Below are 12,749 nucleotides of genomic sequence, written 5' to 3'. Positions count from 1 at the left end.
CTTTTAACAGGATACGCCGTCTGCTTTGGCAGGCGGCGTTTTTTCGTCCTTTTTTACTGACAGCGGATTACCTCTGTTGTCTCCAGCGCTGTTTTTACAAGCTCGTCTATCTTCTCCTCCAGATGGCGCTCGGAATTGCGGATCACGTTGATATTTGGCTTTGTCACCGGATGCTTTGCCACAAAGATGGTGCAGCAGTCCTCAAAGGGCTGGATGGATGTTTCATATGTTCCGATCTTTTCTGACACGTCCACGATCTCCTGCTTGTCAAAGCCGATCACCGGACGGTATACGGGCATAGTGCAGACCTCATTGGTAGCTGCCAGTGACTGTAGGGTCTGAGAAGCTACCTGCCCGATGCTCTCTCCCGTGATCAGGCCGATGGCTCCGTTCTTTTCCGCAATAGCCTGAGCAATCCGCATCATATAGCGGCGCATGATGATGGTAAGCTCCTCATGGGGGCATTTCTCATAAATATACAGCTGAATATCCGTAAAATTCACCACATGAAGATCCATGGGGCCTGAATAGCGGGCTACCAGCTTGGCCAGATCTACTACCTTCTGCTTTGCACGGTCGCTGGTGTAAGGCGGTGCATGGAAATAAACCGCATCGATCTTTACGCCTCTCTTTGCGATCATATAGCCTGCCACCGGGCTGTCGATGCCGCCAGAAAGAAGAAGCATGGCCTTTCCGTTGGTGCCGACAGGCATACCACCCGGCCCCGGGATCATCAGGGAAAAGATATTTACCTTCTGGCGGATCTCCACTCTCAGGAGCACATCCGGGTTGTGCACGTCCACGCGCATCTGAGGAAACGCCTCAAGAATGGCCTCTCCCATATCACGGTTAATCTGGTCGGAGGACACAGGATAACGCTTGTCGCCTCTTCTTGCCACCACCTTAAAGGTAAGGTTCTTATCAGGGTAGACCTTATCCATATACTCTACCACATGTTTTTTCAGGTTCTCATAATCCCTGTCGTCAATCTGCACCATGGGGCAGATATCTGCGATACCGAATACCCGCTTTAAGGCCTCAATGGTGTCATCATAGTCATAATCGCCCTCAGCGGTTACATAGATGCGTCCTGATTCCTTTGTCACCTCAAAGCTTCCGTCTACCTCCCGGAGGGCGAAACGGATCTGCTTGATCAGGGCGTCTTCAAACATAAAGCGGTTCTTGCCCTTGGTGCCGATCTCCGCATATTTAATTAAAAATGACTGATACTGCATATATACCTCTTTCTAAACAACGAACAAACTGACAGCTACGCTCTGTAATAGCGTCTCAAAACCGGAAGCAGCTCCTTTAATACATCCATGCAATAGTCGATCTCTTCCTTTGTGTTAAAAAGGCCGAAGCTGAACCGGAGGGTAGAATCCAAAAGCTCCTTTTTTACTCCCACAGCCTTTAAGGTGCCGCTGATAGCGGGGTGATTGGAGGAGCAGGCAGAGCCTGAGGATACATAGATTTCCTTATCCTCCAGGGCGTGGAGAAGCACCTCACTGCGGACGCCCTTAAAGCTTAGGCTGACGATCTGGGGAGCGCTTAAACCGCCCTTCTGGCTGTTTACGGTTACATCCTCAAGCTCCAACGCACGGTCAATGAAATAATCCTTTAAACCGGTGATTTTCCCAATTTTAGCCTCATGATCCCGGTACATCTCCTGAGCGGCAAGCCCCAGACCCGCAATACCCGGAACATTTTCCGTGCCGGAGCGCAGATCCCTCTGCTGGCCGCCGCCGTAAAGAAGGGGCTTAATCTTTACCTTTTCATCTATATAGAGAAAACCTACGCCCTTTGGCCCGTGGATCTTGTGGCCGCTGACGCTTAAAAGGTCAATTCCCTGCTTCTTGGGCCGGATTACTATTTTACCATAAGCCTGGATAGCGTCCACATGGAAAATAATGTTTTTTCCCTTTCCGTGTACCAGAGATGCGATCTCTTCTACGGGCTCAATAGCCCCGATTTCATTGTTTACATACATCACAGATACAAGAATCGTATCGGGACGGATGGACTGCTCCAGTTCCTCTAAGGAAATGTGTCCCTCACTGTCCACGGAAAGATAAGTCACCTCAAAGCCAAGAGATTCTAAAAATGCCAGGGGCTGATACACGGAAGCATGCTCGATCCGTGTACTGATGATGTGTTTTCCCGCCCTCTGGTTGGCAAGGGCTGTGCCGATCAGAGCCATATTGTTGGACTCCGTACCGCCGGAGGTAAAAAGGATTTCCTTTTCCTTTACCTTCAGGGTCTTTGCGATCTGGGAAGCGGCATTTTTTACATACTGCTCTGCCTCCATTCCCTTTCTGTGGCGGGCAGATGGATTTCCGTAATCCTCTGTCATAAGCTTCACCGTCAGGTCCTTTACTTCATCTAAAACCCTGGTGGTGGCTGAATTGTCAAAATATACTTCCATACTGCTGATCCTTTCTCAAAATGCCCCTTCCAGCTTCATCATAAGCACCGAAAGAATGGCAAGCCCTGCTGTCTCTGTCCTCAAAATCCTGCTTCCAAGGCTCACCGGACAGACGCCCATTTCAAGAGCCTGACGGATCTCCCCTTCGTCAAATCCCCCCTCCGGACCGATAAATACTGCAATTTTCTGGCCGGGAGCTATCTTCTCCAAAGCCTGCTTCATGGCGTCCATCCCCTTTTCCTGCTCATATGGGATCAGGCACAGGCCAAATTCCCTGTCATGAACAAAGGAAAATGCCTCTTTTAAGGTCATCACCAGCTCCACCTGGGGGATCCGGCTGCGCTTTGACTGCTTGGCTGCACTTTCCGCAATGGCCTGCCAGCGCTTTTTCTTGGCCTGCGCCTTCTTTTCATCCAGCCGCACCACCGCATTTTTCGTGGCAACAGGAACCACGGCAGAAGCTCCCAGCTCCACTGCCTTCTGGATGATAAGTTCCATCTTATCTGCTTTTGGAAGGCCCTGAAAGAGCCAAATCTCGGCAGGAAGCTCCATCCGGCTGTCACAGACAGAATGGATTCTCACCACAGCCCGGTCCGGCTCAAAGGCCTCTACCTCACAGGTATAGTCGCGGCCTGTGCCGTCGCTGATCAAAACTTCTTCCCCCGGCTTCATGCGGAGCACATGTTTCATATGGTTTACATCCGGCCCGGTAATGAAGATGGTATCCTCTGCCACCTGGGTCGGATCGGCAAAAAAATGATGCATCTCTTACTTCTTTCTGGCTGTGACAGACACCCACTCGCCCTGATATGTGATCTCGGTTACTTCCAGCTCCTGATTTGCCTCAAAGGCCGCCTTTACTGCCTCTTCCTTCATATTGATAATTCCTGAGGTGATAAAATATCCGCCTTTTTTCAGATGAGCCGGAATCTCATCTACAAGGAGAATAATTACATCTGCAAGGATATTTGCAACCACGATATCGTATTTCTCATATCCGGCCCAGTCCTTTACCGCCTGATCGTCAATGATATTTCCCTGAAGCACATGGAAGCTGTCGCTGGAAATGGAGTTAGCCTCCAGATTCTCTCCCACTGCCGTAATGGCATTTTCATCCAGATCTGTTCCCCAGACCTCCTTTGCTCCCAGCTTTAAGGCTGTAATGCCTAAAATGCCGCTGCCTGTTCCCACGTCCAGAATCTCAGCCTGTCCGTGAACGTGCTTTTCCAGCTGGCGGATACAAAGCTGGGTGGTTTCGTGCATCCCCGTGCCGAAGGCTGTGCCGGGATCGATCTGAACCAGAAGCTTGTCTTTATGCTCCTCAGGGATAGGCTCCCAGGTGGGTTTGATCAGGATATGGTCTACGGTAAAGGGCTTAAAATACTGCTTCCAGTTATTGATCCAGTCCTTGTCCTCTGTTTCAGAAGCCTCAATGGTGCGTGCTCCCAGATCGGTAAATAAAGCCAGCTCGTCCAGTCCCTCATTGACCTTTTTCAGCATTTCCGCCACATCCGCATCATCATCCAGATAGAAGCTTACTTTGGCAATGCCCTCGTCCGGCGGAAGCTCCGGAAGGATATCGATGAACATTCCCTTTGTCTCTTTTTCTGTAAGCGGAATATTATCCTCGATCTCAATTCCTTCGATCCCGATGTCATCAAACATACTGCTGACCAGATCTACGGCCTCTGTGGTAGTTGTAAGTGTAAATTTCTTCCATTTCATAAGCATTTCTCCTGATTCAAATAAGGTTTTCAGTTACAGTTTTCCGGCCTTCCTCTTTATGCTCCGGCAATGATCTTAAGGAACAAAATTCCTAACACAACAAGTACCATGGGGCGGACAATCTTCTGGCCGTCATGGACCACCAGTCCTGCTCCCAGATAATGGCCTGCTACCGAACAGACAGAAGCGGCTGCTCCCAATGTATAATACACATTTCCCGTAAGGATAAATGTGACAAGTGCGGAGATATTGGACGACAGATTGATCACCTTGGTCTGGGCTGCGGCTGTGCGCATATCCATCCGGGCTGCTCCCGTAAGCACCAGGATCAGAAAGGTTCCCGTACCTGGGCCGTAAAAGCCGTCATAGGTTCCGATCACAAAGGAGGCTGCCAGTGAGATCACACAGACGCGCCTTTTGGAAATGGTTCCCGTCCGTTCACTGTCTCCCATATTTTTATTGCGAAGCACATAGTAGGCTACAATGGGAAGGATCACGATCATCATGCTCCGGATCACCGAATCCGGTACCCGGAGGGCAATCTGCGCTCCCAGCACAGAGCCTGTCATGGCAAACACAGCCGAAACAGCGGCAACAGCAATCTTTCCTTTCAGATATCCGTGCTTTAAAAGACGGGCTGTGGAAACCAGAGTACCAATGGTAGAGCTCATCTTATTCGTTCCCAGAGCCATGTGGGCCGGCACCCCTGCGATCATATAGCCGGGCAGGGAGATCAGTCCGCCTCCCCCTGCAATGGAGTCTACCAGACCTGCTAAAAATACCAGGGGGCAGACAATTAAATACTGCATCACGTTTTTATTCCTCTTTTCCTGCAATAAAGCAACCTATATATTAGCACAGAAACATAGGACTGGCAATAAGAGGCAAATTTTTTTTGCAATAAAACAGGCTGCCTGTGCATTAACCTTATGAACGGATGAAACAGAAGAAAAACCATTCCCCTGCTGCGTTACCCGGCAGAGAAATCACAAAACAAAGTATGAAATTCCCTGATTGCATTACACTCCATCACACATACAGGCCCTGCGGGGCCACGGGGATGGCAGAGGGGAAAGGTGAGATACAAAAGAGCCGCAGCCTGTAGGATTCCCATCGGAATCGCTTACAGGCTGCGGCATTTTTTATAAGTCTCTGCTCGAAACAGCTAGTTTTTAAATATGAAATGTGGCTCCCTGCCTTGCATTTCCCACCATTGCTGCATATCTTCCAAGAAGGCCCTTTTCTTTTTTCTTTTCGCCATGCTCCCATGCATTGCGGCGCGAAATCAGCTCTTCGTCAGAAACATCCAAATGAATCATTCCCTTATATAAATCCACCTGAATCCTGTCACCATTCTTTACAAGAGCGATTGGACCTCCTTCCTCTGCCTCCGGACAGAGATAGCCGATGCTTAAGCCTCCGCTCGCTCCGGAAAAACGTCCGTCCGTGATCACAGCTGTCCGGGGGATTCCCTTTATAATCTCCGTAATTCGATGCAGTTCCTTCATTCCAGGGCCTCCCTTGGGGCCCTCATAACGCACGATCACCGCATCTCCCTCATGGATAGCATGATCTCTGAATGCAGCATAACAGGCATCCTCTCCATCAAAGACCTTCGCAGTGCCTTCAAATACCCTTACATTTTCAGGCACAGCCGATGTTTTTACCAAAGCTCCCTGAGGCGCCAGATTTCCATATAAAACCTGGATTCCATTTGCCTTTTCCAAGGGTTCTCCGGCCGTATGGATCACGGTTCTGTCTCCGTCCTTGGTCTGCTCCAGAATCTCTCCTAAGGACAGGCCGCACACATTCAGGCACTCCCCGTGAAGTTTGTCCCGCAGTTCCTTCATAACAGCTGGTATTCCTCCTGCATAGTGAAGATCTACAGCTGTCAGATTCCCATTTGGGACGATTCCGCAAAGCACCGGTGTTTTGGAAGTGATCTTTGCTATATCATCCCAATCCAGCTCCAGCCCCAGTTCTGCTGCCAGAGCCGGAAGATGAATCATGGCATTTAAGGATCCGCCGATTGCGCTTAAAAGCGTCACGGTGTTTTCCAGAGCTTCTTTTGTTATAATCTGTGAAGGACGTATCTGCTGTTCTACCAGCTTCATAACCGTACTTCCTGATTCTCTGGCTGAAAATCTTCTCATGCTGGTACTGGATGGAATCAGGCTGCTTCCGGGAAGCATCATTCCCAGAGATTCACACAGAGCCCCCATTGTATTGGCAGTTCCCAGGAATGGGCAGACTCCCGGCCCTGTATAATATTTCAGCGTTCCCTCGATGAGCTGGCGTTCCGTAATCTCTCCCCTTAAGAAGCGCTGTCTTAATTCCTTTGACTCATTGGGTTTTATTTGAGCAAAACAGGGGCCTGCGGTAACGATCACGGACGGAAGATCAATACGTGCCGCTGCATTCAGCATGGCTGGTATGATTTTGTCACAGGACGCCATGTAAACAACACCGTCAAACACTCCTTCTCCTACTACCATTGCTTCAATGGAATCTGTAACAATCTCTCTGTGGGGCAGACAGTAACGCATCCCTGAATGTCCCTGCGCAATCCCGTCGCACATCGCAATTGTATTAAATTCTACAGGCTCTCCCCCAGCCTCTAAAATCCCTTTTTTTACCTCTTCTGCCAGCTTCTTTAATGGTTCATGTCCCGGACAGATCTCATTCCAGCTGTTTGCAATGGCAATCAGCGGTTTTTTTTCCAGCGCATCAACAGAAACACCGGCTGCTGCTAAATGTGCTTTTGATATGGCCCGCTGAAATGGCTCTAATCGGTCAATGGCTCTCTGCATTACTTATTTCCTCCCTGTTTTTATTGTGATATTCAGGCCTGTTCTCCCTGTGCTGCCATCTCTGCTTTCTTTTTATTGATACGGCTCATAACCATCCAGGTACCTCCCACAACAAGCACAAGAAGAGGAACACTGATATACAAATTGCTGATAAATGCTTTGTAGACAAGAAAGCTTACAGTCAGGCTGGTTGCAGCAAAGGACGTAATCAGTCCTTCTCCAAGATCAAGTCCCACGCTGAGAGCCAGCTCAGTTAAAACCGGTGCAGTTGCTGTTCCTGCAAGCAGGATAGCTCCCGTACAGACAAGGCCCATAATGATATTTTTGAAAAGATTTCCTCTTGTGACAGCTACAACAAGGGCTACACGGAATGTCACCACAGCCAGATCCGCAAAAGGAAGAACACGGTTGCCCGGAAGAACGGCTGCCATTAAAATAGTCATCGGAATCACGATTAAGGAAGTTGTAATTACATCCGGATTTCCTACTACAACAGCAGCATCCAGACCAATGAGGAACTTTCTTCCCTTAAATTTCTTCTGCGTAAAGTTTTTGGCTGCCGCTGAAATCGGCATAAGTCCTTCCATAAACAGAGAAGTCATCTTTGGAATGAGAACCATAACAGCCGCCATATTTACGCCCAGAGAAAGGATGGAGGCAAGATTATATTTTGCAAGTACACCGATGATACAGCCTAAAATCAGGCCCATCATGGTTGGCTCACCGAAAAAGCCAAGGTATTTCTGGGCGTCCTTAATCTCAAAATCAATTTTATTGATTCCGGGAATCCGGTCTAAAATCCAGTTTAACGGTGCTGCAATTACGATGGATGACAATGCAGACATAGTTGGAAGGGACACTCCGGGAATCCCGAAATATTCTTCTACTAAAGGTGCAGTCCAGTCGGACATTTTAAATGTGACGATAGCCATTACAACGGTAGCAGCAATTCCCAAAGCCACATTTTTTGTCACAAAATAAACCATGATTCCCACAATCGCCATGTGGTGGTAGTTCCAGATATCTACATCCAACGTATCTGTAGCCTTTAATGCCAGCATAATGATATTGGTAGCCAGAATACAGAAAATTAAAATTGCAATAATCGGAGAAGACCATGTAACTGCCGCGATCGCTCCCCATCCCACATCCAGGATATCCAGCTTAATGCCGAAATTTTCTACCATTGCCTGAGCAGCAGGACCCAGATTGCTTTTTAGCATATTGATAACCAGATTGATGCCTGCAAAACCAATTCCGATTGTCAAACCAGAACGGAACGCTTTTGATAATTTTACCTGAAAAATCAGTCCTACGATTGTGATGATAATCGGCAGCATTACAACCGCCCCTGCATCCAGAATCACATTAAATATATTGTAAATAATCTGCATAACTGCATTCCTCTTTTTCTATCTGTAATACTCCCCAGTATGTTTTTTATCGAACATAGTCAAGAATTTGATCCAGAGTTTCCTCTTCTCCGATTCCCGTTAATAAAGAAATAGCGCCTACAACGGGAATATTTACATTTCCTCCTGTGAACTTTCCTGTTGTTACTAAAAGGTCAAAATTATCTGCCTTGGCATTTACCTCTAAAAGCTTACACTGTGTGACTGTAACAGCAATGCCGTTTTCCTCACATTTCTCACGGATCTTTGTTGCTACTACGGTTGATGTTGCGATCCCATTTCCACATGCCACTAATATTCTCTTCATCTCTTAATTCTCCTTTTCCTCTAATAAAAATCTGCTGATCAACTCTCCTGCTTTTTCTGAATCATCTGTTTCTGTAATCTCTTTTACTGCTGCCTGATCCTGAATCAGGCCAACGATCTTCTGAAGCATTTCAATATGTCCGTGAGCTTCTGTAAGAGCCAGCATAATAACCAGCTTTACCGGAACATCATAATCCGGCTCATCCATTGCATGAAAGGCTGCGGGCTCCTTTAAAATACCGACGCAGATTGCCGCTTTATTTACATGGCTGATATCTGCATGAGGAATTGCCACGTTAATTCCCCCTGTATTAAGCCCTGTTGGAAACTCCTGTTCCCGGTCTAAAATTGCCTTTTTATATGTTTCTTTTACAATTCCCCTTTTGCAGAGATTATCGGCCATAGCCGATAATACCTCTGTATTCGTTAAATGGGTGTCGAATCTTAAAATAAACGATTCATCAAATATAATTGCACTCATTTCATTCCTCCTGTGCTTCCCTTAACTGCCTGATTTTCTTTTCTGCTTCCCTGATTGATGTTCTTAAGTGTTCTTCTCTCTGCTCAATGATATCCTGACGGTTAAAAATACCGGAAGCGATTCCCGCAAATGATGCTCCTGCATTAAAAAATTCTTCCAGATTTTCCACATTTACTCCTCCTACTGCCATCAGAGGCAGTCTGCCAAGAGGCGCCTGGATATCTGAAAAGAACCTGCTTCCCAGTCGTCCTGCCGGGAATACCTTTACGATATCTGCTCCATCCTGAATGCTTTTCCATATTTCCGATGGTGAGAATGCTCCCGGAACTGATATAACACCTCTTTCTCTGCACAAATCCAGTATTTCCTTATCAAATACAGTTGGAGAAAGTAAAAAGGCTGCACCTGCATCAATTGCCTGCTGCGCTTCCGTGTATGTAAGAACCGTTCCAGCTCCTACCAGAATGGAATCTCCAAATTCCTCACGGATTTTCCGAATCGTTTCCAAAGCTCCAGGCGTGTTCATGGTAATTTCAACCGCCTTAAGCTCTGTCCCTATCAGATTTTTTACAACGGTATGTATTTGATCGTAGGTATAGCCTCTTAAGATAACAGTTACTTTGGGAAAATCATTTACTTTCATTTAATCAGCTCCTTTCCTGCTCGTTATACCTTATATATGAGCAAGAATGATGCCAACTTATTTGACTGTTTTTGTATAATTACACAAAATTCCATATATCTCATCTGGGGTATGGCATGAGCGTATTCTGGAAACCATGATTTCATCAGAAATAACCTGATAAAACTGCTCAAAATATTTTGTCGATTTTTCATTTAAAGCCAGAACACATACAAGATCTACCGTATTAAATCCATCCCAGACAATGGGTTTGTCCAATTTTGTAATGCATATGACTGGTTTTGTAACCAGATTTCCCGCACCGTGGGGAATTGCGATCCCTCCCTTCAAAAATGTAGGCATCATGCCCTCTCTTTTATAAACGCTTAAAAGAAACTCCGACTGAACCAATCCCTTTTCAGTCATTGCTTCCACACACTGATCTAAAATCTGCTCCTTGTAAGCAAAATCTTCCTGTATAAAAATGAGATCTCTAAAAATCACATCCTGAAGGCAATTCTGCTCTTTGAAGAAATGGCGTTTCAAAATCTGACGCAGTGTCCTGATTCCCTCTTTTGCATAAATTTCTGAAACCGATAAAAACGGGTACTGCGTCTGCTTTGGGTCAATGGTTCCCGCAATGGCTAAAATTTCATATTCTTCTTCGGATGCGCGGATCAGCTCTGTAATATCCGTATTTTCAATATATCCTTTTGTAATGATCCTCACGTTCCCCAGAGTGCTTTTTAAACGCTCTTCCAGATAGCTCTTTAACATTCTGGCAGCTCCCTCGCCCGTAATACACAAACAGAGAACTGCTTTTTCTCTGGGTTTACGCGTCTGACGCTTTGCAGGTGAGAACTGCTTCCAGTCAAGTACCTTTGCAATTGTTTCCAAGCTTTCATCTGTCCAGTAGGTTCTTCGGATTGCTTCAATAACCATCATTGTATCCGTTCTTCCTACAATTTTTACAGTAATTCCTGTTTCCTTTTTCACCTTTTCTTCCATATCTAAAAGGGAACCCATATCCGCCAGAATCAAAACGCCTTTTCCCTGGTCGATCCGGCGCACGGCTTCCATTGTTCGTTCCGCCATCTGAACCGGCGTATCTTTGATCCCCATATCCACTCCTACCGCATGACTGACTCCCATAATAGAGTTGGCTACCTCTGCCATGGCGCTGGCTACAGGTCCATGGGAAACTACCGCAACACCCACACAGCCTTCCTTCCTGTGCTTTTCCTGAAAGCGGTGAAAATACATTGCTAAAAATCCGGCTTCTTCTTTGTAAAAACAAACATAGTATTTTTTGCAGATATAATTCAGGATTTCTTTTGCAGCCTCATATTCATCCCTGTAAAGTTCTCCCAGATTCTTAATTCCCTTCTCTACGATCCGCTCCTGCTGTTTTAACCGTTCACAGGCCATTTTCAGATGGATTGCCAGCGGAATAATCATCTCCCGCTTCAGATACGGAAGCCTTTGACTGGCCAGTTCATACACTTCTTTTGCCATCTCCATTACGTCGCTTCCTGTAATGTGAGAAAGTTCTTCCAGGCTTAAGCTCGCTTCCTCCACCTGGCGGATATGGAGCTGAAAACTGCTCTCAATTTCTCTCAAAAGCTTTTCTTCAATTTCATTTTCTTTTAATCCCTCTTTTGTCAAAGCACTGTAGCGTTCCTCCAGATCACGGTAAATATCCCAGCCATTATCCGTTTCAGCTGTCGTAACTGCCGGCATATCCGGTGTAAATATCTCATCTTCCGGTACCAGCTCCGCCAGACGGGAATGTTCTCCAGAAGATATAGGCTCCGTTTTGTTTCCAGAAAGAGCCTCCATTCCCACAATCATCTTTGATCTTCTTTTTGTTCTGCCGTCCAGAAAAGCTCTTGCACAGCAGACTTGTATATCTGCCTTTAACTGCCCCACATTTCCCTGGTATTCCTCATCTGCCATATAGCGGATCACTTCTGCCCGAACCAGCACAGGCGCATTCAAACGTCTCGATTCTATCCAGAAAAACAGACGGATAAACTGCAGCTTTTCCTTTAATGGCCGTTCTTTCAGGGATGGAATTTCAATCATCATGGGAATACGTCTCCTGAATGTAAGAAGCAGGGAGCTTCTTGGATCTTCCGTTGTTGCTGCAATAATCATCAGATGACTTTCCCGCTGTGCCTCTGTCTCTCCCAGGCGGCGGAATTTCCCCTTATCCATCAAATAAAACAAAATTTCCTGTCCTTCTGGTGGAAGCCGGTGAACCTCATCCAAAAAGAGGATTCCCCCGTCACACTGTTCCACGATTCCTTTTTTATTCTCAGATGCACCTGTAAAGGCACCTTTGGAATAACCGAACAGCTGTGACAAAAGAAGCTGGGGATTGTCTGCATAATCTGCACAGTTAAATGCAAAATATGGGGCATCCGAAGCAAAATTGTCCGTTGTCACTGCATATTCATGCATGATTTCTGCCAGATAGCTCTTTCCTACGCCGGAAGGACCGTAAAGAAGACAATGAAGACCTTTAGGCGGATACAAGATTGCTGCCTGTACCTGCTTGATCTGGCTTTTCATACTTCCCGCATAACCGATCACCTTTGAAAAAAAGCGGCTCCCATCCTGAATTTCTTCTCCTGTTTTCCCATATTCCGGTTCAGGCTGCCACTCCTTTAAAAGCTCTTCCTTTAATTTTCCCACTGCGTATTTTCCAATTACATACCCCCGTTCAGCCAAACATCGTGTTAATCCCCGCTCTGTAAGATCCGGATCCATATTGAGAAGCTCCTTCATATCCTGAAACACTGCCGCTTTTCTTCGTTCCCTTGAATCTCCCAGTCCTGCCTCTTTTCTTATATTTGTAACTGTTTCTCTAAAAATTCCCAAAGTCTCCGCTATTTCCTCATCTGTCATGGGATTTCTGCTGTCTTCTGATGCAATCAGATGAATGATCTTGTCTTTCATATTGGAA

Annotated in this window: 11 protein-coding genes; all 11 read right to left on the bottom strand. The window is 46.4% G+C overall.

All coding sequences use genetic code 11. The annotated features are described in order from the left end of the window. Positions 1–53 precede the first annotated feature (53 nt). Positions 54–1,235, bottom strand: coding sequence for a tRNA uracil 4-sulfurtransferase ThiI (gene thiI, locus BN3656_RS07985; RefSeq protein ID WP_066546274.1), 1,182 nt, complete (start codon positions 1,233–1,235; stop codon positions 54–56). Between the two features lie 35 nt (positions 1,236–1,270). Beyond that, the gene (locus BN3656_RS07980; RefSeq protein ID WP_066546272.1) at positions 1,271–2,425 is read right to left on the bottom strand and encodes a cysteine desulfurase family protein; all 1,155 of its coding nucleotides are present in this window, start codon (positions 2,423–2,425) and stop codon (positions 1,271–1,273) included. Positions 2,426–2,440: 15 nt separating this feature from the next. After that, complete coding sequence (locus BN3656_RS07975) at positions 2,441–3,190, bottom strand: 16S rRNA (uracil(1498)-N(3))-methyltransferase (RefSeq protein WP_066546269.1); 750 nt, start codon at positions 3,188–3,190, stop codon at positions 2,441–2,443. 3 nt (positions 3,191–3,193) lie between these two features. Then, positions 3,194–4,150 carry a 50S ribosomal protein L11 methyltransferase gene (gene prmA, locus BN3656_RS07970; protein ID WP_066546267.1) on the bottom strand — a complete coding sequence of 319 codons (957 nt, stop codon included), beginning with the start codon at positions 4,148–4,150 and terminating at the stop codon, positions 3,194–3,196. Between the two features lie 56 nt (positions 4,151–4,206). Continuing rightward, complete coding sequence (locus tag BN3656_RS07965) at positions 4,207–4,962, bottom strand: TSUP family transporter (RefSeq protein ID WP_081422903.1); 756 nt, start codon at positions 4,960–4,962, stop codon at positions 4,207–4,209. A gap of 360 nt (positions 4,963–5,322) precedes the next feature. After that, entirely contained in the window at positions 5,323–6,960 is a 1,638-nt protein-coding gene (gene ilvD, locus BN3656_RS07960) for a dihydroxy-acid dehydratase (RefSeq protein ID WP_066546255.1), read from the bottom strand. Positions 6,961–6,992: 32 nt separating this feature from the next. Next, on the bottom strand, positions 6,993–8,354 hold the full coding sequence (locus tag BN3656_RS07955) for a PTS transporter subunit IIC (RefSeq protein WP_066546251.1): 1,362 nt from the start codon (positions 8,352–8,354) through the stop codon (positions 6,993–6,995). A 46-nt stretch (positions 8,355–8,400) separates the two neighbouring features. Beyond that, positions 8,401–8,679: a PTS sugar transporter subunit IIB gene (locus BN3656_RS07950; RefSeq protein ID WP_066546250.1), complete on the bottom strand. Its 279-nt coding sequence runs from the start codon at positions 8,677–8,679 to the stop codon at positions 8,401–8,403. A 3-nt stretch (positions 8,680–8,682) separates the two neighbouring features. Beyond that, positions 8,683–9,159 carry a PTS sugar transporter subunit IIA gene (locus tag BN3656_RS07945; protein ID WP_066546246.1) on the bottom strand — a complete coding sequence of 159 codons (477 nt, stop codon included), beginning with the start codon at positions 9,157–9,159 and terminating at the stop codon, positions 8,683–8,685. A gap of 1 nt (position 9,160) precedes the next feature. Then, on the bottom strand, positions 9,161–9,802 hold the full coding sequence (locus BN3656_RS07940) for a bifunctional 4-hydroxy-2-oxoglutarate aldolase/2-dehydro-3-deoxy-phosphogluconate aldolase (RefSeq protein ID WP_066546243.1): 642 nt from the start codon (positions 9,800–9,802) through the stop codon (positions 9,161–9,163). 57 nt (positions 9,803–9,859) lie between these two features. Further along, on the bottom strand, positions 9,860–12,742 hold the full coding sequence (locus tag BN3656_RS07935; RefSeq protein ID WP_066546240.1) for a sigma 54-interacting transcriptional regulator: 2,883 nt from the start codon (positions 12,740–12,742) through the stop codon (positions 9,860–9,862). Positions 12,743–12,749 lie beyond the last annotated feature (7 nt).

The sequence above is a fragment of the Clostridium sp. AT4 genome, from assembly GCF_001517625.2.
In the GTDB taxonomy this organism is placed as follows: domain Bacteria; phylum Bacillota; class Clostridia; order Lachnospirales; family Lachnospiraceae; genus Enterocloster.
This window is presented reverse-complemented; position numbering and strand designations above follow the sequence as displayed.